Genomic DNA, 24,509 nt, shown 5'->3' with positions numbered 1-24,509 from the left:
AGGAAGGAGCGAGACGAAACGCGCGCGGCGTTTCGTCTCGCTTCGCTCGCTCGTCGACCGGATGCGGCGTCGGGGCCGGCCGCTCAGCGGCCGATCATCTGCGGATCGGCTGCGATGACCGCGATGACGTTGCCGGCGGGGTCGCGGAACCAGGCGATGTCGGGGCCGCCCTCGAATCCGCGGGAGACCCCCTTGTCGTCCGTTCCGTAGTCGGGGTCGGTGTAGATCTTCGTCACCACGCCGCGCGCGTTCAGGTCATCGACGGCGGCATCGACGTCGTCGACGATGAAGTTCAGCACCGTGAAGACCGCGGGCTGATGATCGGGCTTGGGGTAGACGAAGATCTGCCCGCCGCCGGGCAGCGCGATGGTGAAGCCGCCGCCCATCTCCTCATAGACGGTGACGTCGAGCCCCAGCGTGTCGCGATAGAAGGCCACCGCTTCGCCGACGTCGGGAACGGCGAAGCTCGAGAACGGCCGATTCGGTGTGAACATCTCTCCTCCGGGACTGAGCTGACCCCCGCATCCCACGATCCTCCGGCCGGCGGTCGTTGTCGAGATCCCGGTGGACGCGGGGCGGGATGCCGCCGCGCAAGCCCCTCTTCCGGGGCCGGCCGGCGTCGGTAGGTTGGGCCGCATGGCGACGGAGACCACGCTTCTGATCCTGGGCGCCTCGGGCGACCTCACCTCGCGGCTGCTGCTGCCGGCACTGGGGCAGCTGCTCACGATGGAGCCCGATCGCCGGGTGCGGCTGAGAGGGGCCGGCATGGACGACTGGGACGACGAGCGCTGGCGGACGGTGGTCCGTGACGCGTTCACGTCGGCCGGGTTCGCTGCCGCCTTCGACACGATCGCCGAGACGAGCTACCAGCGCGCGGACATCACCGATCCCGCCGATCTGACGAGCCTTCTGTCGGACCCCGGGAACCGGATCGCCCTCTACTTCGCCGTGCCGCCCGCCGTCGCCGCGACGTCGTGCGAGGCGCTGCAGGACGTCGCCATCCCCGAGGGCACGATCCTGGCCCTGGAGAAGCCCTTCGGCGTCGACGAAGCGAGCGCCCGCGCGCTCAATGCGACCCTGGAACGTCTCGTGCCCGAGGAGCAGGTGTTCCGCGTCGATCACTTCCTCGGCCGGTCGACCACCCTCAACATGCTCGGCGTGAGGTTCGCCAACCGGGTGTTCGCACCGGTCTGGTCCGCCCAGCACATCGAGTCGGTCGTCGTCCGGTACGACGAGACGCTGGGTCTCGAGGGGCGGGCCGGCTACTACGACCGCGCCGGGGCGCTCGTGGACATGATCCAGAGTCACCTGCTGCAGGTGATGGCGGTGCTGGCGATGGAGCCGCCGGCGACGCTGCACGAGCGCGACTTCCGCGACGCGACCGGGGCGGTCCTGCGCGCCACGCATGTCTGGGGCGATGACCCGGCCACCGCGTCGCGGCGAGCGCGGTACACGGCCGGCTCGGCAGGCGGGCGGGACCTGCCGTCCTACGTCGACGAGCCGGGTGTCGACCCCGCGCGCGAGACCGAGACGCTCGCCGAGCTGGTCTGCGAGGTGCGCAACGACCGGTGGGCCGGCGTGCCCTTCCGGCTGCGGTCGGGCAAGGGCCTGCCGGCGAAGCATGGCGAGGTGGTGGTGACCTTCCGCCCCGTCAACCTCGTCCCGGCGGGTCTGACCGGCGACGCGCCGGGATCGGTGCTGCGCTTCTCGCTCGGGCCCGACCGCATGGACCTCGAGCTCAACGTCAACGGCGGCGACGACCCGTTCGAGCTGGAGCGCGCGACGCTGGCGGCGGATCTCGGCCCCGGCGCCCTCAAGGCGTACGGCGAGGTGCTCTCGGGCATCCTCGACGCCGACGCGACGCTGTCGGTGCGCGGCGACGCCGCCGAGGACTCCTGGCGCATCGTCGAGCCGGTGCTGGCCGCCTGGCGGCGCGGCGAGGTGCCGCTGCAGGAGTACCCCGCCGGCTCGCTCGGTCCCGAGGACTGGCCCGCGCTTCCTTGACCCGGCAGCCGCCGACCCGCCGCCGCAGGACGCCGCCCCGGAGTGCGGCGACTCAGTGCAGCGACGGCGGGTTGTGGTCGGGGTGCAGCGCGGTGAACAGCGAGTACGTGTCGCCGTCGGGGTCGGGCCCGCGCTCTTTGAACTCCTGCACGAGCTCGTACAGACGCTGCTGCAGCTCGGCCTTGTGCTCGGCGTTGAGCTTGAGCCCGAGCCAGGTCGCATCCAGGTCCGCGTCCGAGACGCCCTCGATCTGCTGCAGAAAGGTCTCGACGAGGACGTGACTGCCCTCGGGCATGGACGTGCGCCACGACAGGCCTGTCGCGCGGTACGGCACTTCGCGCGCACCCTGGGCACCCGTGCGCTCCGGCTCGGCGGCGAGGTAGCCCGTCTGCACGAGAGTGCGCACGTGGTGCAGCATCGTGCCGGGATTGACGCCGAGGAGTTCGGCGAGCTCCTTGTTGGTGCGCGACTCGAAGGCGCACAGTCGCAGCACCCGCAGGCGCAGCGGCGAGCTGAGGGCCCGCATGCGCGCCTCGGCCTCGGGATCGCCTCGCCGCAGCTCGATCCGGTCTTCGCGATGCTGGACCACGACGCCAGAGTACGTTACTGATTGACTTTCCTCAATCAGCGGGCGCACACTGATTGACATGTCCCAATCGCCGCCCTCCGAGCCGCCGCCCGGCGTCGACGACGACGTCGTGGCACAGGCGCGCGCGGAAGCCGCAGGCGCGCTCACCACGCGTGCCGACGCCGCCGCGGATGTCGCCGCTGCGGACCCCGCAGCCACCTCGAAGCGCCGCCGCCGCGCCGCCTCGCTGTGGCGCGATCGGAACTTCATGACGATGTGGAGCGGGCAGGCGCTCAGCCAGTTCGGGGCGCAGCTGACAGAGCTCGCCGTGCCGGTGCTCGCCGTACTCCTGCTGCAGGCGACCGAGCTCGAGGTCGGCGTCCTCAGTGCCGCCAACGTTGCGGCGTTCCTTCTGGTGGGCCTGCCAGCCGGCGCATGGATCGACCGGATGCGCAAGCGCCATGTGATGATCGCGGCGGATCTCGTGCGGGCGATCGCGCTGGCCGTCGTACCCCTGCTGTGGCTCGCGGGCGTGCTGGAGATCTGGCACCTCATCGTGGTGGCCGCGATCGTCGGCGTCGCGACGGTCTTCTTCGACGTGTCGTATCAGAGCATCGTCCCGTCTCTGGTGCGATCCGATCAGATCGCTGAGGCCAACGGCAAGCTTCAGGCCACGTACGAGCTCGCCAACATCGCCGGCCCCGGCGTCGGCGGCTGGCTGATCGGCATCGTCACCGCCCCCTTCGCCGTCCTCGCGACGGCGGGGACCTATCTCGTGTCGGCGCTGGCGCTGGTGTTCACCCGGGACCACGAGGATCGCGCCCCCACCGAGCACGGGCCCATCCTGCGCGACATCTGGGAGGGCCTGCGCTTCGTCTTCACCGAGAAGCTGCTGCGCCGCATCGTCGGCACCACCGGAGCGTCGAACTTCTTCAGCACCATCTCCATGACGCTGCTGCCGCTGTTCCTGCTGCGCGAGCTGGGGTTCTCACCGGCCGCGATGGGCGTGGTGTTCTCGCTGGGCGCGGTGGGCGGGCTGGTGGGCGCGATGGCGACGCCGCACATCGTGCGCTGGATCGGCGAAGCCCGCGCCATCCCGGTCAGCTCGCTGGGGTTCAGCCTCGTGGCGATGCTGCTCCCCGTTGCGGCGATGGTGCCCTCGATCGCGTTCCCGCTGCTGATCGCCCAGTCGTTCGTCGTCACCTTCACGGTGCTCCTGTACAACATCACGCAGGTCACGTTCCGTCAGCGCATCACGCCGTCCCGGCTGCTGGGGCGGATGAACGCCTCGGTCCGATTCGTCGTGTGGGGCGTCATGCCGATCGCCGCTCTCCTCGCGGGCGGACTGGGCACCTGGCTCGGCGTCGTGCCGACGATGTGGATCGGCGCGGCGGGCCAGCTCGCGTCGGCCGCCTTCGTCGTCTTCGGGCCCTTCTGGAGGATGCGCGACCTCCCCGACGTGCACACGACAACAGCGGCTGCGGACGAGTCCCGCCCCGCGTGACGCGGGACCTCCGGCCCTCATAGACAAGAAGGGCCTCCGGCGCAACGGTCTGCCGCATCCGCCGCGCGGATGCTTAGGTTGCAGCATGACCGCGCGCATCGTGTCGATCGGGACGGCGGTTCCGATCACCCGGCTCCCCCAGGCGCATGTGCGCGACCTGTTCGCCGGCCAGCCAGGCGTCGACCGGCTCACCGCACGTCGCATCACCGCCGCGTTCGACGCCGCGCAGATCGACACGCGATACACCGTGCTCGCCGAGCTCGGCACCGCGACGGCGCACGACCGCGGGGAGCGATCGACGGATGCCGCCTTCCTCGACGCCACGGGAGCCCTCAGGCATCCGCTGACCGGGACACGCAATGACCTCTACACGCGACTGGCCCCGCCGCTGTACGCCGAGGCCGCCCGTGACGCCCTCGCGGAGGCCGATGTCGAGGCATCCGCCATCACGCACGTCATCACGGTGTCGTGCACGGGATTCTTCGCGCCGGGGCCGGACTACCGCCTCGTCCGCGACCTGGGACTGCCCACGACCGTCGAGCGCTTCCATCTGGGTTTCATCGGCTGTGCCGCTGCCATCCCCGCCGTGCGGATGGCGGAGCACATCTGCCGATCCCAGCCACGGGCGGTGGTGCTGGTGGTGTGCGTGGAGCTGTGCTCACTGCACATCCGAGCCTCCGAGGACCCGCAGCAGATCGTCGCGGCGAGCGTCTTCGCCGACGGCGCCGCAGCGGCCGTGGTGACGGCCGACCCTTCCGTCGGCTCGCCCGGCGGGCTCGAGATCGAGCGGTTCGGGACCACGGTGACCGCCGAGGGCGAGGCCGACATGGTGTGGACGATCGGCGACCACGGCTTCGAGATGACGCTGACGCCGCAGGTTCCCCGGATCATCGGCCGGGAGATCGGCGAGGCCGTCCGGGGCTTCCTCGGCGACGCGCCGACGCCGGAGGCGTGGGCGGTGCACCCGGGAGGGCGCAGCGTGCTCGACCGTGTGGAGAGCGGCCTGGCCCTCCCGCCGGGCGCGATCGACGCCTCGCGGCGCGTGCTGCGGGACTACGGCAACATGTCGAGCGCGACCGTGCTGTTCATCTTGAGGGAGCTCCTCCGCGACGACGCCACCGGCGACGGCGACGCGATCGCCGCGATCGCGTTCGGTCCCGGGCTCACCGTGGAATCCGCGCTCCTCACCAAGCGCGCGATCGACGCCGCACCGACCGCGGCGGACGATCGCGCGGGATGGGCGATGGCGGACGCATGAACCTCACCGTCCGCGACGAGACCGTCCGCGAGCTGATGGACGACCCGGAGTGCGATGCCGAGCGACTGCGCCTGACCCTCGAGCGCTTCGAGACCGTCAACCGCCTCGTGGCCGGGTGGGGCACCGTGTACCGCACCCGGCTGCGCCCGTATCTGGCGGCGCTCGGACGACCTGCGCGCGTGCTCGACCTCGGGTCCGGCGGCGGCGACCTCGTCGTGCGACTCGCACGCCGCGCGGAGCGCGACGGCCTCGAGGTCGAGTGGACGGGCGCCGACCCCGACCCCCGCGCGCACGAGGTCGCCTCGCGCCGCGAGCACCCGCCTGCCGTCACGTTCCGGTGCGCGGACGCGGCGTCGCTCCTCGAAGCCGGGGAGCGATACGACGCCGTGCTGTCCAACCACGTGCTGCATCACCTCGGCGACGACCTCGCCGGCTACGTCACGGCATCCCAGCGCCTGAGCAACGGCCTGATCCTCCACGGCGACATCGCCCGCAGCCGCCTGGCCTACGCGCTGTACGCGGTGGGTGTCACACCTCTCGCTCCCGGAACGTTCCTGCGCACCGACGGGCTGCGCAGCATCCGTCGCAGCTTCACCAGGGCGGAGCTGCAGGACGTGCTCGACGGCATGGCGCCCGGTCGATGGCGTGTGCAGGCGCCTGCCCCGTTCCGGCTGCTCGCCGTCGGACTCGGGCGGGCCTGACCCGGTGGCGGATGTCGTCGTCGTCGGCGCCGGCCCGGTCGGCCTGCTCCTGGCCGGCGAGCTGACCCGGCAGGGCGTCGACGTCGAGGTCCTCGAGCGCCGCGTGAGCGCCGGAGCGGGCTCGCGGGCGATCGGCGTGCACGCGCCTGTGCTCGCGGCGTGCGAGGCATCCGGTGTCACCGACGCTCTCCTGGCCGACGCCGTCCGCGTGCGGCGCGGCGAGGCGCGCGCAGGAGGGCGCACGATCGGCGCCGTCGACTTCGGCCGCCTCTCCGCGCGGTTCCCGTTCGTGGCGACCCTGCCGCAGGCTGCCACCGAGCGGGTGCTCGCCGCGGGAGCCCCGCAGCCGCGACGGGGCATGCGCGTGTCCACCGTGTCGCCGGAGGCGGATCGGGCGCGGGTGCGCGCGTGGACGGACGGCATCGAAGAGGACATCCGGGCGCCGCTCGTCGTCGTCGCCGGCGGCGTGGGCGGACGCGATGTCGTGTATCGGCGCGGCGCGGTCCGCGTGCACGAGTACCGCGATCGCTACCTCATGACGGATGCCGTGGTCGGGGACCGCGACGACTCCGAGGTGGCGGTGGTCAACCTGGACGCCGAAGGCGTGCTGGAGTCGTTCCCGCTGCCGGGTGGCGTCCGCCGGTTCGTCGCCTGGGACCGGCCCGGCGGCGACCCCAGTCCCGCGGCGCGCGCCGAGCGCCTGCGGCAGGCCGTCGCGGCACGCGACGAGACGGCCGCCGCGGGTATCGTCGAGGCGACCGAGTTCGGCGTGCGGCGCGCGGTGGCACGCCGCATGCGCAACGGGCGCGTCTTCGTGATCGGTGACGCCGCGCACGAGGTGAGCCCCATCGGCGGGCAGGGGATGAACCTCGGACTGCTCGATGCGGCGACGCTCGCTCCTCTCCTGGCCGGCTGGATCCGTACCGGCCGGGAACCGGCTGCCGACCTGCAGCGCTGGGAGCGCAGACGGCTCGCATCCGCGCGCACCGCTGCACGACTGGCGGCGGTCAACACCGCGCTCGGCCGGCCGGCGTCGGTCGCGAGCGACGCGGTGCGCCGCGGTGCCGTGCGGGGGATGCTGACGCCGCCGGTCGACCGGGCATTCGCGCACGCGTACGCGATGGGCTTCGACCGCGACGCCGGTCACTGATCCGGCCTGCTCAGCCGGCCAGCGCACCGCCGGACGCGACGAGCTGCGCGGCGAGAAGGAGCGCTGCCAGCATCACCAGGCGGAAGAGCACGCGCGCGGGTGGCCGCACCGACGCGCGGACCACGGTGGCCACGGCGACGAGCACGACCGCGCAGAAGAACACCCACGACACCGGCGACACGCGCGCGAGATCGCCGCCCGCGGGACCCACCAGCACGGCGACCGCGCCCGCGAGGATGCCGGCGGCGGCGAGCACCGCCGACATGCGCGCGCCGAGCCGATGCGGAAGGCCGCGGACGCCCGTGCTGGCGTCGTCGTCGAGATCGGGCAGGACGTTCGTCAGGTGGACGGCCGCGCCGAGGACCGCGCCCGCGATCCAGGCCCAGCCGGCCGCGAACGCCGGATCGGCCGCCGACAGCGGCGCGAGCGACGGGAAGATCCCGAAGCTCACGAGGAACGGCACGAGCGAGGAGGCGGAGGATTTCAGTCCGACGTTGTACGCCCATGCCGATCCCAGCATCAGGGCATGCGCCGCCAGCATCCGCCATCCCAGCGGAGCCGACAGCGCCAGAGCCGCGACGAGGGCGCCGGATGCCGCACCCCACGCGACGCGCTCGCTCACCTCGCCGCGTGCGACGGGCTTGTCGGTGCGACCCACGGCACGGTCGCGCACCGCGTCGAGGGCGTCGTTCGAGATGCCGATCGACAGCTGACCGGTGAAGACCGCGAGCGCCAGCAGCCCGAGCCGCCACGGCTCGAGGCCGACCGCGATGCCCAGCGCCATCGCGAGCGCCGTGACCACGAGCGTGGGGCCGGGATGCGAGGATCCCCACAGAGCCCGGACGGTGCGCACGCTCGATGCTCTCACGGGCACTGGTCGTGGCCGGTGAGCTTGCCGCCGCGCCACCCGACCGATACGGCGGCGAGACGAGGCTCGGCGAACCGTGTCACTCTTCGAGCAGCTCGGCCTCGATCACCTCGTCCTCGTCGAGAGGCGTATCCGATGCCGAGGCCGGCCCGTCGCTGGTGAGCACCAGCTGTGAGCTGTCGGCAGCGACGTCGACGCGCACCACGTCGCCGTCGCGCACGCCGCCCGACAGCAGGGCCATCGCGAGGCGGTCCTGGATCTCGGACTGGATGAGCCGGCGCAGCGGCCGCGCGCCGAACACGGGGTCGTAGCCGCGCTCGGCGAGCCACGCGCGCGCGTCCGGGGTGACTGCGAGCGTGAGGCGGCGATCCTTCAGGCGCCGCTGCAGCGCGTCGACGGCGAGCTCGACGATCTGCGCCAGGTCGTCCTCGGTCAGCGCCGCGAAGATCACGATGTCCTCCAGACGGTTCACGAACTCCGGCTTGAACGCCTGCCGCACCAGCCCCTGCACCTGCTCGCGCTTCTGCTCGACCGACAGCGTCGGGTCGATGAGGATCGGCGAGCCGAGGTTCGACGTCAGGATCAGGATCACGTTCTTGAAGTCGACCGTGCGCCCCTGACCGTCGGTGAGGCGGCCGTCGTCCATGACCTGCAGCAGCACGTCGAAGACCTCGGGATGCGCCTTCTCGACCTCGTCGAGCAGCACGACGCTGTACGGGCGCCGCCGCACCGCCTCGGTGAGCTGACCGCCCTGTTCGTACCCGATGTAGCCGGGAGGGGCGCCGACCAGACGCGACACCGAGTGCTTCTCGCCGTACTCGGACATGTCGATGCGCACCATGGCGTGCTCGTCGTCGAAGAGGAACTCCGCGAGCGCCTTGGCGAGCTCGGTCTTTCCCACACCGGTGGGCCCGAGGAACAGGAAGGAGCCGGTCGGCCGATTCGGGTCGCTGATGCCCGCCCGCGACCGGCGCACGGCGTCGGACACCGCCTTGACGGCATCCTTCTGTCCGATCAGGCGCTTGCCCAGCTCGGCTTCGAGGTGCAGCAGCTTCTCGGTCTCGCCCTGCAGCAGGCGTCCGACCGGGATGCCCGTCCACGCTGCGATGACCGCGGCGATGTCCTCGTCCGTGACCTGCTCGTTGACCATGCGCTCCTCGGCGGGGTTCGCCTCGGCGCTCTCGGCGGCGGCGAGCTCTGCCTGCAGCTGCTTGATCGTCTCGTACTCCAGGCGCGACGCCTTGGCGTAGTCGGCGGCGCGCAGCGCCTGGTCGCGCTCGGTGATCGCCGCGTCGAGGCGCTTCTTCAGCTCGCCCACGCGGTTGAGTCCGGCGCGTTCCCGCTCCCAGCGCGCCTCGAGCTCTCTCAGCTCGACGGATGCCTGCTCCATCTGCTCGCGCAGCCGGGCGAGGCGCTCCTTGGATGCCTCGTCCTTCTCCTTCTTCAGCGCGAGCTCTTCCAGGCGCATCCGGTCGACCTGGCGGCGGAGCTGGTCGATCTCGACCGGGCTCGAGTCGATCTCCATCTTCAGTCGGCTCATGGCCTCGTCGATCAGGTCGATCGCCTTGTCGGGCAGCTGCCGGCTGGGGATGTAGCGGTTGCTGAGCGACGCGGCGGCGACGAGGGCGCCGTCGGTGATCGTCACGCCGTGGTGCGCCTCGTAGCGCCCCTTCAGTCCACGCAGGATCGCGACGGTGTCCTCGACGTTCGGCTCGCCGACGTACACCTGCTGGAAGCGGCGCTCCAGCGCGGCATCCTTCTCGATGAACTCCCGGTACTCGTTGAGCGTCGTCGCGCCGATCATGCGCAGCTCGCCGCGAGCGAGCATGGGCTTGAGCATGTTGGATGCCGCGACCGAGCCCTCGCCGCCTCCCGCGCCCATGAGCACGTGCAGCTCGTCGATGAACGTGATGATGCGGCCGTCCGACTCGGTGATCTCCTTCAGCACGCTCTTGAGGCGTTCCTCGAACTGGCCACGGTACATCGCGCCGGCGACCAGCGCGGAGATGTCGAGGGCGACGAGCTCCTTGTCCTTGAGCGACTCGGCGACGTCGCCGGCGACGATGCGCTGCGCGAGGCCTTCGACGACGGCGGTCTTGCCGACGCCGGGCTCGCCGATCAGCACGGGGTTGTTCTTGGTCCGTCGCGTCAGCACCTGACTGACACGGCGGATCTCGCTGTCACGCCCGATGACGGGGTCGAGCTTGCCCTGTCGGGCACGATCGGTGAGGTTGATCCCGAACTGCTCGAGGGCGCTCTGCTGCTCCTCCTGTCCGGGCTGCTGTGTGGCGTTCATACGTCTCCTGAAATCTGTGGGGCTTCCAAAGTTGAGCCTGCACGACTCAAGTTTACCAGTCGCGGGATGCCACGGCAATCGCACCAGCGCTTCTTCTCGTGCACGAGACCCCCCTTACGAAGCCCTGCGCGGGGCGGCTACGTTCGTCGGCATCGGCGTCAACGAGGTCGCCGACATCCGAGAAGGAGGAACCATGACGCTCACGAGGCGCAGGTGGGGAGTCGGCATCGCCGCTTCCGCCATGGTCGCCACGGTGGGGCTGGCTGCGCCGGCCTACGCCGTGCCCGAAGCGGACACCGTCGAGAAGATCACGCGGGCCGTGAAGATCAGCCAGGTGATGAATCACCTCAAGGAGCTGCAGGACATCGCCGACGAGCACGGCGACCGCGCCGCCGGTCGACCGGGGTACTCGGCGTCCGTCGACTACGTCGTCGAGCAGCTGGAGCGTGCGGGATACACCCCGCAGGTGCAGGAGTTCCCGTTCACGTACACCGAGGAGAACAGCGCGCTCAGCCGCGCCAACCCGGCCACCACGTGGGTGGAGGGCCAGGACTTCGTGCGCAACACCTTCGACAGCGGCACACCGGAGGGCACGGCCACCGGCCCGCTCGTCCCGGTCGACCTCATCGTGCCGTTCCCCGCCGACGGAACCAGCACCAGCGGATGCGAGGCGGCCGACTTCACCGGCTTCCCCGTCGGAGGAGTCGCCCTCGTGCAGCGCGGCTCGTGCGACTTCAGTCTCAAGGCGCTGAACGCCCAGGCAGCGGGAGCATCCGCGGTGATCGTGACCAACGACGGCCGGCCGGGCCTGGTGAGCATGATCGGCGACGCGACCGGTCTGACGATCCCCGCCGTCTTCGTGGCCTCTCCCGTCGGTGAGGACCTCGCCGGCACGCCCGGGGCGCAGGTGACGGTCACGGTCGACTACTTCGCCGAGGAGCGGACCTCCTACAACGTCTTCGCGGAGACGGGCACGGGCGATGACACCAACGTCGTCATGGCAGGTGCTCACCTCGACAGCGTGCAGGGCGGCGCCGGCATCAACGACAACGGCACCGGCAGCGCGGCGCTGCTGGAGACGGCGATCCAGATGCAGCGGGTCGAACCGACCAACACCGTGCGCTTCGCCTGGTGGGGCGCCGAGGAGGACGGCCTGCTGGGCTCGGAGTACTACGTCGCGAACCTGTCGGAGCAGGAGGTGGCCGACATCGCGCTGTACCTCAACTTCGACATGATCGGCTCTCCGAACTACTTCTACGGCATCTACGACGGGGACAACTCCAGCGGCACGGCGCCCGACGGGTTCATCCCGGAGGGCTCGGCGGCGATCGAGGACGTCTTCGAGCAGTTCTATGACGCCCGGGGTCTCCCTTATCAGGACACCGACTTCTCGGGTCGCTCGGATTACGGTCCGTTCATCGCGGTCGGCATCCCGGCGGGCGGGCTGTTCACCGGCGCCGAGGAGCTGAAGACCGCGGACGAGGCTGCGCTGTACGGCGGCGTGCCGGGCGCGGCGTACGACCCCTGCTACCACCAGCCGTGCGACAACTTGACCGGCGAAGGGCAGGACGAGGCGCTGTACGACGCGCTGAACGACGCGTACAAGCGGCGGCTGACCGGCAACGTCAACCGCATCGCGCTCGACGTCAACTCCGACGCGATGGCGGCCGCCGTCATCACGTTCGCGTTCGACACGTCGACCGTGACCGGCGGCGGCGTCGGCACCTTCAGCGCGAAGTCCTCGGGGTCGGGTGCCGACCTCGACGGACTGCGCGATCGCGCGCTGCGCTGACCGGATCCGGGAGCGGCGGGGACGGATGGGCCCCGCCGCTCCCGTCGTGCCCGTCAGGCGACCGGCTCGAGCAGGGATGCGTCGATGCCGCGGTTCTCGGGATCGGCGGCATCCGGAGCCGACGCCGCTGCGGCGGAAGCGGCCTCGGCCGTGCAGCAGAAGCGGGCGCGATACGCCGTCGGTGTGATGCCGAGGACGCGGGCGAAGTTCTGGCGCAGCACCGCAGCGGAGCCGAAGCCGCTCTCGTATGCGATGCGATCCAGGCCGAGGTCGGTCCTCTCCAGCAGGCGCTGGGCGTGGATGATGCGCTGCCGGGCCAGCCACGCCGCCGGCGTCGCGCCATGGTCCGCCTTGAACCGGCGCGCGAACGTGCGCGGGGACATGTGGGCCTTGGCGGCCAGCTGATCGACGGTCAGCTCCAGGCGAAGGTTCTCGAGCATCCAGTCCGTGACCGGAGCGAGGGACAGCGACGTGGTGGTCGGCAGCGGCTTGTCGATGAACTGCGCCTGGCCGCCGTCGCGCTGCGGCGGGACGACCATGCGCCGCGCGATCTTGTTGGTCAGCTCGGCGCCGAGCTCCTGGCGCAGCAGGTGCAGGCAGGCATCCAGCCCGGCTGCCGTGCCCGCGCTGGTGATGATGCGCCCGTCCTGCACGTAGAGGACGTCGGGATCGACCTCGATCTGCGGATACATCGCCATCATGGTCGGCGCGTACATCCAGTGCGTCGTCGCGCGCCGACCATCGAGGACGCCGGCGGCGGCCAGGATGAACGATCCGCTGCACACGCTGAGCACCCAGGCGTCGCGGGCGACGGCCGCCCGCACCGCGTCGAGAACGCGCGGGTCGGTGCGCTGCCAGTATTCGCGGGGCGTCGGGCACACGACGACGAGGTCGGCCTCGTACGCGAACGAGAGGTCGTTGTCGACGTTGATCGAGAATCCGAGCTTGGAGTTCACCGGGCCCGGGTCGGGTGTGACGACCCGGAAGTCGAAATTCGGGATGCCGTCGTCCGCGCGGTCGAGCCCGAACGCCTCGCACGCCACGCCGAACTCGAACGGCGCGAACCCGTCCTGGACGATGCACGCCACCGTCTTCATGAGATCTCCCTCTGCGAGATGGAGCTGGCAGTTTTCCTACGAGCGCTGTCCATTCTGCCACTCGTGGCAGAATCACCGCAAGCGTAGCGTTTCTGCCATGTTCATCGTGATTGCCTTCGCCGCCCTGTCGGTCGCTGCGATCGCCTCGACCGTCGTCTCGCTCCGCACCGACGGCTACCGGCGCATCCCCACCGACCGCGCCCGTCTCCCCTGAGAGACGACCTTCTCTCGTCCGCACCGGACCGTTCAGTGCGCGGCGATGACCCGCTCGTACACCTCGACCATCGCGGCCGTGCGCGACGACTGGCGGAACCGCTCGCGGATCGACACATCGGGCACCCGCGGGGTGCCCGCGGCGATGTCGGATGCCGCGGCGCGCAGCGCGCCCGCCAGCGCGTCGACGGACGTGTCGGGCGTCGTGCCGTCTCCGACCGGCCACAGCCCCGAGCCGAGCTCCGCCGCGAGATCCGGGTCGCTCACCACCGACGGCGTGCCCAGCGACGCAGCCTCGAAGATCGTCATGCCCTGCGTCTCGAAGCCGATGGATGTCTGGACCACCGCGTCCGCGGCGGCGATCCGCCGCAGGGACTGGGGGTACGGCATCCGTCCCGCGAAGCGCACCCGCGCACGCGGCGGGCGCCGGGCGAGGAGTCGCTGAGCCGCGCGCAGCTGGCCGCCGGCGCCGATCAGCTCGACCTCCGCGTCCACCTCAGACGCGACGACCGCCTCGAGGAAGGGCAGCAGGCGCTTCTCGGGACTCATGCGGCCGAGCCACACGAAGCGTGGTGGGCCGGCGACCCGTTCGGCGGGTGTGGCGGCCAGCGTCGTCACGAGCAGGTCGTCGTCGATGCCGTTCCAGATGACGTCGACCCCCTGCGCCGCCTCCACCGCGCGTCCCGGGCGGACGCCGTGCTGTTCGAGACGACGAGCGAAGTGTGTCGACGGCGCCGTCACCGCATGCGCGCCGGCGGCGAGGCCGCGCAGGTACGCCCACCCGTCGTGCCCCGCCGTTGCATGCATGCCGGTGGCCCCGAGCGCCCGTCGCTGCCACGAGTGAAGGGCCCGCAGCGCGACGGAGGGGAACGGCACCGTCGCCTCGACGCCGACGTCGAGCCGGTTGTGCATCGTGTGGACGACCGGCAGCGCGTGCCGCGCGGCGAACCGGTACGCCACGAACGCGCTCCAGAAGTCGGCCTGGACGTGCACCACGTCGACGGGCGGCCGCGTCGCGAGCGCCGCATCGACCCGTCGGTCGGTGCGCGGTCCGGGCCACGCCAGCGCGTACTCACGGTCGGCGGTGATCGGCATCGACGGCAGGTCGACGTACGCGGCATCCGGCTGCGCGGACCGCGCGCGCGATCCGTGTCGCGCAGGCGCGACGATCGTGACGGTGTGTCCTGCCTTCTCGAGGAAGCGCCGCTGCAGGCGCATGGAGACCTGGGCGCCGCCGAGCGTCTCGGCGTGCTGGTCGCCGAACATCACGACGTGCACGGGACCTACTCGGGCAACGGCTCGTCGCGATAGAGCGCTTCGAAGGTGTCGAGCGTGCGGCGCATGTCGTGCACCTTGACGCCTTCGAGCGAGGCCCGCTGCATCCGCAGCCGCTCCTCGGGCGCCTGCGTCAGCACCGTCGTCAGCTTGGCGGCGAGGTCGTCGACGTCACCCGGCGTGAAGAGGTACCCGTTCTGGCCGTCGTGCACGAGGTGCGGCAGGGCGACCGCGTCGGCTGCGACGACGGGAAGCCCGGACGCCATCGCCTCCATCGTCGCGATCGACTGCAGTTCGGCGATGGACGCGATCGCGAAGACGCTCGCACGCGTGAGCAGGTCCCGCAGCTCCTCATCGGAGGTGTGCCCGTGGAAGTGCACCCGGTCGGCGAGCCCGAGCTCGGCGGTCAGGTGCTCGAGGTCGCGCCGTCGGTCACCGGTGCCGACGACGTCGAAGCGGACGTCCAGCTCAGGGTCGAGCTTCGCGATGGCCCGCAGGATCACGTCGATCTGCTTCTCGGTGGTGAGGCGGCCGACGAAGACGATCCGGTTGTCGCTGCGCGGGGTCAGGTCGGCGGTGTAGTTGGCCGCTTCGATCCCGCAGCTGATCGGGATGACGCCGCTGATGTCGATGGTCGACTCGAGGAAGTCCGCCGCCTTGCGCGTGGGGGTCGTGACCGCGCGCGTCAGCTGGAACGTCCGCTTGGCGTCGGCCCATGCGATCTTGACGAACCACTTGTTCAGTGCGTCGGGCAGCGTCGTGAAGTCGAGGATGTTCTCGGCCATCACGTGGTTGGTGGCCACCACAGGGATGCCCCGCTTCCTCGCCTCTCGTGCGAGCCCGCGTCCGATGACGATGTGGGACTGGATGTGGACGACGTCGGGCTTGACCTCGTCGAGCACGATGCGGGCGTAGTGCTTCGACCGCCACGGCAGCACGAACGTCAGCCAGTCATGCGGGTAGTACCGCCACGAAGGCAGGCGGTGCATGGTCATCGGCTGGCCCTCGATGACCTCGGTGAAAGTTCCGTGCTCCCGATGCGTCCTGCTGGGCGCCATGACGTGGACGCGGTGCCCGCGCGTGACCAGACCCGCGGCGAGGCGCTCTGCGAACCGGGCGGCGCCGTTGACGTGCGGAAGGAACGTGTCGGCCCCGATGAGGATGGTCAGCGGGGGGTTCGAGCCGGTGGAGGAGTCGGCGGGCGTCGCAGGATCGGTCACGGGATGGGGGCCTGTCTGTGCGGCGGACGCGCGGCGGCGAGGGTCGTGTCGCGCGGGGTCCACTGTACCCGAGGGGTTTCGCCGGACACGGGAACCGGCGGGCGTGGCACGTACGCTGGGGTCATGCCCCGACTTCAGGCCGACGCGGATCCGACGCTCTGGGTTGCTGTCACGGAGTCCCTCGGCCTCCGCGGTCGACGCCACCGCAAGGCGGCGATCCGGATGCTGCTGTCGCAGGCGGGCTCGGCCATGGGAATGGAGGCCCGACCGGGGGGCGGCGTCGCAGCGTGGGCGATGAGCCAGGCCGCGCCCTTCCTGATGCGCCGCGCCGCCGGCCGCGTGCTGGTGTGGGTCTGGAAGGCCGATGCGGAGCTCGTCGTCGTCATGGCCCAGCTGCAGCAGGCCACCAACGAGCTGCGCGCAGCGCGGGCGATGATGCCGATGGAGTACGACGACACCGTCTCGTTCCCCAACCCCTACCTGGGGGTCGGCGAGAAGCTCGAGATGGCGCTTCCGAGCGACGCCCGCACGCCGCCGTTCGCGACGTACACGTGGGACACCGGCACCCATTTCGTGACGGTGACGGCCGTGTGCTCGGATCGTGAGCGCTTCGGCACCGTGATCGGCGCGGTCGACGATCTCGCCCGCACCGTCCGCGTCACCGACGAGCTGACGCTCGCCCCCTCACCCGAGGTGCTGCGGATCGAACCTCCGAGGTGACGCGAGCCACGCTTCGGCGTCGCGCTTGGTCGCCCGGGTGAGCCATGCGTCGGTGAGCACCTCGCGCAGGAGGTCTGGGGCGATCGAGGACACCCGCAGCAGCACGGCCGGATAGCCGTCGAAGTGCGGGATGGTGAAGAACGTCTCGGCGTACGTCTCGACGAGGGCTTGCTTCACGTCCAGGCCGTCCGTGCGCACATCGACCACCTCGCCAGGCGGCCATTGCCGGCCGTGCCGCCTCAACTGCTCGAGGTCCCGCCCGCTGGGGACCCGCTGCCAGACGAAGGCTCCCGCCTTGGTCCGCCACGTCGGCAGTCCGCTGTGCCCATCCTCGGCTTCCGTCACGCCCGGAAAGCCGAGCGCGATGGCCCGGACGTCGTCCAGTGTCGCCATGCGTCCATCCTGCGTGGTCCTCACCGGATCCGCGACCACCCGGCGCGACCTCGGTGCCTTCGCTTTGGAGGACGCCGAAGGAGGCGGGTCCCGAGGAACCCGCCTCCTTCCGCTGTGAGCGTCAGACCCGGCGTCGGCGCAGCGCGAACAGCACCAGTCCGAGCGCGAGCAGCGCCGCCGCGAGAGCGGCCGGAAGGATCCAGCCGGCGCCACCGGTGATGGCGAGCGGCTCGGTGACGAGCACCGGTGCGCAGACCGCCTCATCGTCGTCGCCGCACGGGTTGCCCGCGTCGATCGGACGCCAGGGGCCGTCGGGATTGGTCACCGTCGCCCGGTTGACCGTCTCGCCCGCGCGGTCGTAGCGCACGTCCACGGTGAACACCGCGGCCTCACCCACAGCGAGCTCGGCGAGCTCCCATTCGACCGCCCCGCCGTTGGCGCGGGCCGTCGGGTTCGCGGCCACGAAGGACGCACCCTGGGGCAGCGTGTCGGTCACCGTGAGGTCGACCGCGTCGATCTGCCCGGTGTTGCGCACCATGATGGTGTAGCGCACGGTGTCGCCCACCAGCGCGGTCCCGCGGTCCGCGATCTTCTCGATCTGCAGCTGGCCGACGTCGAACCGGTTGGTGATCAGCACCGTCGCGACCTCCTCGGTCGCCTCCGGGTCGAGCACGGTGACGAGGCCGTCCGCGGGGCTGAGGGTGACCTCGGTGGCCAGCCCCTGATCCGTCTCGGCGACCGCGCACTCCGCGCCGACGAGGATGCCGTCGATCCGCGCTTCGTAACCGTTCTCCTCCGAGAGGGTCACGAACCCGCCGTCCGCGAGCGGGACAGTGAGCGTCTCACCGTCCTTGACCCAGGTGCACACCGCCTGCGCCTCGAACGGGCCGGCGCCGAACTCCTCGACGCCGTCGCCGGTGCGCTCCTTCTCGATCAGAAGTCCTCCCGTGCGGAAGTCGTTCGTCACGAGCGCCGTGACGGCACCCAGCGCCTCGCCGTCCTCCGGTGCCGGGATGACGACAGCCGGCGGGTTCTCGGTCTCGGTCGCGCCGCCGGTGAGCACCTCGCTCACCTCGCAGACGGTGCCGGCGGGGAATCGCGCGTCGACGAGCGTCGGCTCGTCGGGGACGATCTGCAGGGCCGGGTTCGTGTAGACGATCTCGCCACCGTAGGTGCACGACACCGCTGCCGCGAACGGGCCCGCGCCGTACTCGGCGGCGCCATCGCCGATCACCGTCTTGAGGACCGACAGCTCGCCGGCCTCATAGCGGTTGACCGCGGTGACCGCGGCGGCAGCGCCGACCGTGATGGTCGCCGAGCCGTCGCCGGCATCGGTCACACCGTCGCCCGAGAACGTCGTCGCATCCGCGGCGTCGGCGTCCGTCTCGGTCACCTCGCAGGTCGCGCCCATCGGGACGGTGCCCGCGGTCACGGTGTGCGTCTGCCCGTCGGCCAGCGTGAACGAGCGGTCGGATGCCGCCAGCTCCACGTCATCGCCGAGCCCGGTGGTGCACGACAGCTCGAACGCGAACGGTCCGAACGAGCCCACGGTGGCCGCCGTGTCGACGTCCTTCGTGATGCTCAGCGCGCCGAAGTCGTACACATTGGTGATCGTGGCGACCTGAGCGCCGGGCACCTCGGTGCCGGACTGCAGGACCAGGATCGGGGCATCCGGCTCGATCCGGCTCGTCTCGCCGAACTCGCCGACCTCGCCCTGCTCGGACACCGAGCACTGCGCACCCAGGGGGATGCCGTCGATCCGTGCCGCGAAGTCGTTCCCGGCGTCGAGCGTGACGGTCGCGGCCGCGCCGAGGTCGAGCGTCGCATCGGCGACCGTGCAGGCGACGTCGACGCGGAACGCATCGGCGGCGTAGGCCGCGGCAGCACCGCCGACCTCCTTGCGCACCTCGATCGGACCGCTCACGAGCGTCACACCGGCTTTCACCGGTGCGCGCCGCAGCGTGTTGCCGTCCATCAGCTCCGCCTGGGCGCCGTACTGGTTCCACGCGAACTGGTCGGTGACGGGCACATCGATCGGCGCGAGATCCGGGTCGTCCGCCGTCGCCGGCTCGTTGACCGTCTGGTAGCGGACCACGACCGCACCGCCCGGCGCGAGAGAGCCCGCCGCGGTCGTCGAGAAGTCCAGCCGCACGCGCAGGCCCGTCACCTCGGACCAGTCGCCCGCGAAGGCGGCCATGTCGGTCCAGGTCTGAGCGTCGCACGTGGGGTCGGACGGCCACGTCGTCCCGGTGCCGGATCCGACGCACACGTCGGCGTCGGTCGTGACCTGACGGACGATCGTCGTGCCCTCGGGCGCGGCGACATCGAGGCCGAAGGCGCCGTCGAGGATCGGCCGGTAGGTCGAGCCGCGGGCGGCACCCGTGGCGAGCATGCGGTCGCCCGGGGTCGGGAGCGGCTCGACGATGGTGAGCGCACGGTACGGCGAGGTGCCGCTGTTGACCGTGTCGAGCTTCCACGCGTCGGTCGCGCCCACGACGGTGTACGCCGCGCACGGCGTGCGGTAGTAGCCCTCGGCGTCCGACACGCACGGTCCGCCGGCGGTCACGGTGTTGACCGCGCCGTCGACCAGGACCCCGTCGATCTCGCCCTTGACGCCCTTGACGGTCGCCAGCGATGCACCGGGGATCGGCTCGACGAAGTTCGTCGTACCGCACTCGTTGGCCGCGAGGCCGTCGAGCACGCCCTGATTGTTGCCCGACGTGTTCGTGCACGACGTCAGCTCCTGCGCCGTCGTGACGACGAACTGGTTCGTCGCACGCTGCCCCTGGGTCAGTCCCGGCTGCAGGACGATTCCGAGCGTGATGGTGAACGTCTCATCGGGAGCCATCCGGCGCCCGTTCTCGGGCCACGTGAAGGCGATCTGCCTCGTCGCCGGGTCGTACGCGAACGTCACGTCGGTCGACAGCAGGCCGCCGTCGGAGGTCTCGAAGGCCGGCGCCTCGGAGAAGTCCGGCTCGAGGGAGGTCGGCAGGGTGTCGGTCAGCCGCTCGACCGTCATGTAGCCGGTTCCGGCGTTCGTGAACTCGAGGGTCCACGGCACCGTCGTCGCCGCCTCCACCGTGTGGACGTTGTCCTCCGGAGCCTTGGCGACGTCGACCGCGTACGTGCCGGTCTCCAGCGCGATGTCGTCGGCCGCGTCGGCGGTGACTGCCGGGTACGCGGCGTCGTCCGCGCGCGCCGACTCCGTCTGCACCGTGTTGTCGACCGTGCTGGGGAACGGGATCGCGTCCTCGGTGCCGCGCAGCGTGTCCAGCAGCTGCACGGTGAGATCGGCGGCGGCGGTCCAGTGCGCAGGCGGCGCGGTGTGCGAGAACACGCCGCCGTCTGCCCGTGTGAAGACCAAGCGGATGCCGGTGACGTCCTCGAGCGGAGCATCCGGCAGCGTCGCCTGCGGCGCCGGCTCGCCCTCGATCCACTCGCCTCCGACTCGGAGGTCGATCTGCACGCGGTCGGCGCCGGCGGGCAGCTGCACGCCGTCGAGCGAGACGAAGCGGAAGCGGTCCCAGAAGTCCGTGTCGGAATCCTCGATCGTCACCCGCTCGGTCGCGACGGTCGCCTCGCCGTCGGTGGCTTCCAGGCGCACGGCGACGGGGTCGTCGCGGTCGCGCTCGAGAAGCGTCGCCGGGGTGATCGTCTTGGCGGCGGTCACATCCAGGCGTCCGGTCACGAGGCGGAGGTCGGCCTCGGCGGGGTCGTACGGGGTCGCCGTGGCGAAGAGCACCGGGTCGTACGACTGGGCGACCACGTCGTTCGGCACGACGACCGGCTCGGTGGCGTTCGCCCCGGTGCTGCGCTCGGTCACGCGCAGACGTGTCGTCAGCGTCATGCCGAGGTTCACATCGGTCGCGATGGTGCCGCCGGTGACTTCGGGGTTGGTGCCCTGGTACAGGACGCTCACGCCGACGACGTCCGCGAGCTCGTCGGCCGACAGCGCGGCAGCGTCTGCGACGCGGACCTGCTGTGTCGACAGCGTGCCGTCCGCGGCGCGCTTCCACAGCGTCAGCGTGGAGGCGGCGGGGTCGACGCCGGCGTTCCCCGGGATGCTGAAGGCGATCGCCGTGAGGTCGACCCGTTCGAACGGGTTGGTCGCCGGGTCGTACGCGGCACCCGCGTAGGGGTCGGCATCCCACGCGTCGGCGTCGGAGACGCAGCTCTCCACCGTCGCGTCGGTGCACGGCATCGGATCGGTCACGCGGAGGTACGACGCGCGCGACGACGAGTCGTTGTGGGCTCCGACGGTGTAGACGATCTGCGGGTAGCCCTCGGCCGGCACTTCACCGATCACCGGGATGGGCACGACATCGCGGTCGACCGACTTGGTCGCCACCACGGCGGGCGGCTGGTCGATCAGCGTGATGTTGTCGCGGTCGGTCCGCGGGCCCACGGCCTCGCCGCGCTGCACGCCGCTGATGCCGACGGTGTTCCAGATCGTCGCCGGATCGGCGTCGTTGTAGCCGTGCTTGGCGGTGGCCCACCGGCCCGCGTCGTCGACCACGCGGACGACGTTGCGCAGCTGCCAGACGAGGTCGAAGGAACGGAAGTCGTCGAGCGGGCTGGGAGCGACGCCCGAGCCGGGCGCGGGGCGCAGCGGATCGGTGCTGGCCGCACGCGCGGCGTCGTTGGGCACCACTGTCAGACGCACGCCGGTCGCGGCGGCCGACTGCTCGGCGGTGAGGGTGTAGCCCTTGAACGCGGGGCCGTTCATCCACGAACCGCCGGGGGCGGGCACGGCCGCCCAGGCGCCGTTGATGTACAGCTCCACGCTGGACACCGAGTCCCATCGCCATCTGGCGTCGTTCGACGAGCGGATCTGCCGCAGGTCGAAGGCCTGGAAGACCGTCTGCTCCGGCGTCGCCTCACCGTCCGCGGGGTCGGAGATCGTCACGGACTCGAACCCCGTGGCGGTCACGCCCCAGCCCAGGCGGCTGGTCGCCTCGGCCCCGGACTGCGAGCTGAGCGACGACGGCGTCCAGTTCTTGTCCGCCATCAGGGTGCCCACGCCGCTGAAGGCGACGATCTCGGCAGGTGCGTCGGCGGTGACGAGGTCGCTGTCGACGCGGGTGCCGCCGGCGACCAGGCCCTCGGCCTGAGCGGTGGCGACGTTCTCGTACTCGACGGGATCGGCGTTCGGGGTCGCAGTCGGGCCGTCGCCGCTGCGCAGCGTGCCGCGCGCCTCGAACACGGTGTTCGGGCTCACCGTCGTCCCCGCGGGGAAGCCGTCCGGGTGCGCGAACGTGTAGCGCAGGCCTTCGATCTCCTCGACGTCCAGATCCGGGTCGAGGGTCGCGAGGTCACCCGAGAACACCTCGGTCGTGCCCGCGGGGCCGAACACCGTCACGTGCTGCCAGCCCGAGGCGGTCAGCGCCTCGATCGTCAGGGTCGAGCCGGAGAGCACCTGCGTCGGAGCGATCGCGGTCGGGGTGAACGCGTTCCAGAAGTCGTCGGCCTCGCTCTCGCGCCAGAGGTCCTCCACGACGATTCGGTCGGGTCGCACATAGGCCGAGTCGGTCGAGGTGGTGGTGGGCAGCTGCACGACGACGGTGCCGCCGGCCGTCACCGGAGCGGCGGCAGAGATGCTCTTGTCCAGCGCGAGCCGGATGTCGGGGTAGAAGACCGAGAGCGGAGCGGTCGCGTCGTCGGACGCCGTTCCCGCCGGGTTCACGGCCGTCACGTCGACCGTGTTCGGCAGCTCCACAGGACTGCCCGCCTCGGACTCGACGAGGTCTGCGGTGGTGCCGATGCCGAACGAGGCGTTGAAGACGGTGCCGGCGGCGATGGCGCCCTCGAAGGTCAGCGCGAAGCCGGTGAGGTGCGCACCGGCCGGGGGCGTCGGATCCGCCGGCGTCTCGCCGTTCGCGACCGGCACCGTGACCGGTGCGCCGCTGCTGAACGTCCAGGTGACGCTCGCCGACGTGGCGCCGCTCGGATAGGCGATGGGTGCGGTGAAGCCCTCGAACAGGACGTCCTCGGTGAAGTACTCGGCCTCCGTCAGCGTCAGCGACGTCAGCGGGCCGTTGGAGTTGTTGCGCGCGCCGATCGTCGCAGTGGCGCTCGTCCCGGCCGGGATGCGCGCCGGAGAGATCGACTTGGTCGCCTCGACGAGCACGGTCAGCGCGCCGACGGCGTAGGGGGCCGTGGCGGTCTTGGTGACGGGCGCGGTGTCGGGAACGGTGACGGTGCCCGCGACGCGGTTGGTCACCTCGGCGCCGGTGATGAGCGAGGCGCCCGAGTTGCGGTCCGTCGCGCGCTGCGCGACCGCCAGAGCGACCGAGCCGGCCGCGCCGCCCGCCACGATCGCCCCGTCCGACGAGCTGAAGGTGAAGCGGAGCCCGCCGACGGCAGCCGGGGCGACGCCGCCCGGCAGCGCGATGTCGGCGATCGGCGCCGGCGCACCGGTCACCCACGTCCACGACCCGGCGTTGTAGACGTAGGCGTCGACGGCGACGAGGTCGGCACCCTCCGGCGCGGTCACCGGACCGAAGCCGGTGAAGTCGACCAGGCGGAACGGGTTGGCGGCATCCAGGGTCGCGGCGCTGTCGTCGGCGGCTGCCGGGTCCTGAAGCGTGAGCGAGGAGGCATCCACGTTCGAGGTGTTCCGCACGGTCAGGTCGATGGTGGAGGCCGCACCGGGCTGGAACTGCTGCGACGCCGGCTGCCAGGTCTTGCCCACGGCGACGTCGATCGTGCGGGCGATCTCCACGGTGACGGTCGCGGTGTCGGACACCGAGTCAGCGGTGGTGGCCGACGCCGTGGCGGTGTTGAGCACCGGGACGCCGTTGGAGGGCCACATCGGCGTGAGGTCCTGCGGCACCTTCAGGGTCAGCGTCACCTGATAGGTGTCGCCCGCGCGGATGCCGACACCACCGCCGTCGAGCGGCTGCTGGAAGTCCACGTGCAGCGAGCAGTCCTCGGTGACCGTCGCCTGGCAGCCCTGCAGCGTGAGTGTCGCGGGCTGCGACGACGGCTGCGAGGCGTGCCGCAGGATCTCGAAGCCCGCGAACGCCGCCGGCACCTCGTCGATGAGCTCCGCCTCGATGCAGTCCGCGTCGTCGCAGCCCACCGTGATCGTGTACGTGAACTCGTCACCCGGGCGGTGCGTCGCCGCGTCGACGCCGTCGACCACCTTGTTCACGGTGAGGGCGGCGTCCGCGGCGCTGGCGGGCGGTGCGATGACGAGGGTGGCGAAGAGGGAGAGGACGGCGGCGACCGCTGCGACGATCGAGGTTCGCGAGCGGGCGAGCGGGTATCTGCGCGCACGAGTGGATGCCATAGGTGGTGCCCTTCGCATGCCGAGCGCCCGCGTCGTTGTGCGGGCACTCGGGAGGTAGCTGACCGGCGCCGTGGATACGGCGCCGATGATCAAGACGCAGCAGCAGACGGATCATGACGCGGCGTCCCGGATCGGATCCCCGCGGCGCCGCTCCCCCTG

The 24,509-nt window shown here is 71.3% G+C and carries 16 protein-coding genes; 7 read left to right on the top strand and 9 right to left on the bottom strand.

Annotated features, from left to right (window positions below; genetic code table 11):
• Positions 1-83: 83 nt before the first annotated feature.
• Complete coding sequence (locus AC5RVZ_RS00595; RefSeq protein ID WP_494063846.1) at positions 84-494, bottom strand: VOC family protein; 411 nt, start codon at positions 492-494, stop codon at positions 84-86.
• Between the two features lie 142 nt (positions 495-636).
• On the opposite strand from AC5RVZ_RS00595, the gene AC5RVZ_RS00590 reads away from it, so the two are divergent.
• Complete coding sequence (locus AC5RVZ_RS00590; RefSeq protein ID WP_494063845.1) at positions 637-2,004, top strand: glucose-6-phosphate dehydrogenase; 1,368 nt, start codon at positions 637-639, stop codon at positions 2,002-2,004.
• A gap of 52 nt (positions 2,005-2,056) precedes the next feature.
• On the opposite strand, the gene AC5RVZ_RS00585 is transcribed toward AC5RVZ_RS00590, so the two are convergent.
• Positions 2,057-2,593 carry a helix-turn-helix domain-containing protein gene (locus tag AC5RVZ_RS00585; RefSeq protein WP_494063844.1) on the bottom strand — a complete coding sequence of 179 codons (537 nt, stop codon included), beginning with the start codon at positions 2,591-2,593 and terminating at the stop codon, positions 2,057-2,059.
• Positions 2,594-2,651: 58 nt separating this feature from the next.
• On the opposite strand from AC5RVZ_RS00585, the gene AC5RVZ_RS00580 reads away from it, so the two are divergent.
• From AC5RVZ_RS00580 to AC5RVZ_RS00565, 4 genes are all read left to right on the top strand, one after another.
• The gene (locus AC5RVZ_RS00580; protein ID WP_494063843.1) at positions 2,652-4,076 is read left to right on the top strand and encodes an MFS transporter; all 1,425 of its coding nucleotides are present in this window, start codon (positions 2,652-2,654) and stop codon (positions 4,074-4,076) included.
• 85 nt (positions 4,077-4,161) lie between these two features.
• Positions 4,162-5,334, top strand: a complete 1,173-nt coding sequence (locus tag AC5RVZ_RS00575; RefSeq protein WP_494063842.1) for a type III polyketide synthase — start codon at positions 4,162-4,164, stop codon at positions 5,332-5,334.
• Positions 5,331-6,035 (top strand): methyltransferase domain-containing protein, encoded by a 705-nt coding sequence (locus tag AC5RVZ_RS00570; RefSeq protein ID WP_494063841.1) that lies wholly within the window; start codon positions 5,331-5,333, stop codon positions 6,033-6,035. Before AC5RVZ_RS00575 ends, AC5RVZ_RS00570 begins: the two co-directional genes overlap by 4 nt.
• A 4-nt stretch (positions 6,036-6,039) precedes the next feature.
• Positions 6,040-7,185 (top strand): FAD-dependent oxidoreductase, encoded by a 1,146-nt coding sequence (locus tag AC5RVZ_RS00565; RefSeq protein WP_494063840.1) that lies wholly within the window; start codon positions 6,040-6,042, stop codon positions 7,183-7,185.
• 10 nt (positions 7,186-7,195) lie between these two features.
• On the opposite strand, the gene AC5RVZ_RS00560 is transcribed toward AC5RVZ_RS00565, so the two are convergent.
• Together AC5RVZ_RS00560 and AC5RVZ_RS00555 are read right to left on the bottom strand one after the other, a co-directional pair.
• Positions 7,196-8,038, bottom strand: coding sequence for a UbiA family prenyltransferase (locus AC5RVZ_RS00560; protein ID WP_494063839.1), 843 nt, complete (start codon positions 8,036-8,038; stop codon positions 7,196-7,198).
• A 94-nt stretch (positions 8,039-8,132) separates the two neighbouring features.
• Positions 8,133-10,349, bottom strand: a complete 2,217-nt coding sequence (locus AC5RVZ_RS00555) for an ATP-dependent Clp protease ATP-binding subunit (protein WP_494063838.1) — start codon at positions 10,347-10,349, stop codon at positions 8,133-8,135.
• Positions 10,350-10,542: 193 nt separating this feature from the next.
• Here AC5RVZ_RS00555 and AC5RVZ_RS00550 point away from each other — a divergent pair, with 193 nt between their 5' ends.
• The gene (locus AC5RVZ_RS00550) at positions 10,543-12,141 is read left to right on the top strand and encodes a M28 family peptidase (protein WP_494063837.1); all 1,599 of its coding nucleotides are present in this window, start codon (positions 10,543-10,545) and stop codon (positions 12,139-12,141) included.
• 53 nt (positions 12,142-12,194) lie between these two features.
• Here the strand turns inward: AC5RVZ_RS00550 and AC5RVZ_RS00545 are convergent, their stop codons facing one another.
• The 3 genes from AC5RVZ_RS00545 to AC5RVZ_RS00535 all read right to left on the bottom strand — a co-directional run bounded on the left by AC5RVZ_RS00545 (position 12,195) and on the right by AC5RVZ_RS00535 (position 15,946).
• Entirely contained in the window at positions 12,195-13,238 is a 1,044-nt protein-coding gene (locus AC5RVZ_RS00545; RefSeq protein ID WP_494063836.1) for a GlxA family transcriptional regulator, read from the bottom strand.
• Positions 13,239-13,484: 246 nt separating this feature from the next.
• Positions 13,485-14,729: a glycosyltransferase gene (locus AC5RVZ_RS00540; protein ID WP_494063835.1), complete on the bottom strand. Its 1,245-nt coding sequence runs from the start codon at positions 14,727-14,729 to the stop codon at positions 13,485-13,487.
• A gap of 5 nt (positions 14,730-14,734) precedes the next feature.
• Positions 14,735-15,946, bottom strand: coding sequence for a glycosyltransferase (locus AC5RVZ_RS00535; protein WP_494063834.1), 1,212 nt, complete (start codon positions 15,944-15,946; stop codon positions 14,735-14,737).
• Between the two features lie 123 nt (positions 15,947-16,069).
• Between AC5RVZ_RS00535 and AC5RVZ_RS00530 the strand changes: the two genes are divergently transcribed.
• Positions 16,070-16,666, top strand: coding sequence for a hypothetical protein (locus AC5RVZ_RS00530; RefSeq protein ID WP_494063833.1), 597 nt, complete (start codon positions 16,070-16,072; stop codon positions 16,664-16,666).
• Here AC5RVZ_RS00530 and AC5RVZ_RS00525 read toward each other — a convergent pair.
• Together AC5RVZ_RS00525 and AC5RVZ_RS00520 are read right to left on the bottom strand one after the other, a co-directional pair.
• Positions 16,631-17,059 (bottom strand): MmcQ/YjbR family DNA-binding protein, encoded by a 429-nt coding sequence (locus tag AC5RVZ_RS00525; protein ID WP_494063832.1) that lies wholly within the window; start codon positions 17,057-17,059, stop codon positions 16,631-16,633. The genes AC5RVZ_RS00530 and AC5RVZ_RS00525 overlap by 36 nt on opposite strands.
• A gap of 121 nt (positions 17,060-17,180) precedes the next feature.
• On the bottom strand, positions 17,181-24,350 hold the full coding sequence (locus tag AC5RVZ_RS00520) for a DUF5979 domain-containing protein (protein ID WP_494063831.1): 7,170 nt from the start codon (positions 24,348-24,350) through the stop codon (positions 17,181-17,183).
• Between the last annotated feature and the right edge of the window lie 159 nt (positions 24,351-24,509).

Source organism: Arthrobacter sp. Cza30, from assembly GCF_059090765.1.
The sequence above is the reverse complement of the archived record's forward strand: the minus strand, read 5'-3'. Positions and strand labels throughout refer to the sequence as shown.

What these genes read in the sequence shown, in the direction of transcription:
- AC5RVZ_RS00575 (WP_494063842.1), top strand. Translation starts at nt 4,162, where the DNA reads ATGACCGCGCGCATCGTGTCGATCGGGACGGCGGTTCCGATCACCCGG.
- AC5RVZ_RS00520 (WP_494063831.1), bottom strand. Translation starts at nt 24,350, where the DNA reads ATGGCATCCACTCGTGCGCGCAGATACCCGCTCGCCCGCTCGCGAACC.
- AC5RVZ_RS00570 (WP_494063841.1), top strand. Translation starts at nt 5,331, where the DNA reads ATGAACCTCACCGTCCGCGACGAGACCGTCCGCGAGCTGATGGACGAC.
- AC5RVZ_RS00580 (WP_494063843.1), top strand. Translation starts at nt 2,652, where the DNA reads ATGTCCCAATCGCCGCCCTCCGAGCCGCCGCCCGGCGTCGACGACGAC.
- AC5RVZ_RS00555 (WP_494063838.1), bottom strand. Translation starts at nt 10,349, where the DNA reads ATGAACGCCACACAGCAGCCCGGACAGGAGGAGCAGCAGAGCGCCCTC.
- AC5RVZ_RS00525 (WP_494063832.1), bottom strand. Translation starts at nt 17,059, where the DNA reads ATGGCGACACTGGACGACGTCCGGGCCATCGCGCTCGGCTTTCCGGGC.
- AC5RVZ_RS00550 (WP_494063837.1), top strand. Translation starts at nt 10,543, where the DNA reads ATGACGCTCACGAGGCGCAGGTGGGGAGTCGGCATCGCCGCTTCCGCC.
- AC5RVZ_RS00590 (WP_494063845.1), top strand. Translation starts at nt 637, where the DNA reads ATGGCGACGGAGACCACGCTTCTGATCCTGGGCGCCTCGGGCGACCTC.
- AC5RVZ_RS00545 (WP_494063836.1), bottom strand. Translation starts at nt 13,238, where the DNA reads ATGAAGACGGTGGCGTGCATCGTCCAGGACGGGTTCGCGCCGTTCGAG.
- AC5RVZ_RS00530 (WP_494063833.1), top strand. Translation starts at nt 16,070, where the DNA reads ATGCCCCGACTTCAGGCCGACGCGGATCCGACGCTCTGGGTTGCTGTC.
- AC5RVZ_RS00595 (WP_494063846.1), bottom strand. Translation starts at nt 494, where the DNA reads ATGTTCACACCGAATCGGCCGTTCTCGAGCTTCGCCGTTCCCGACGTC.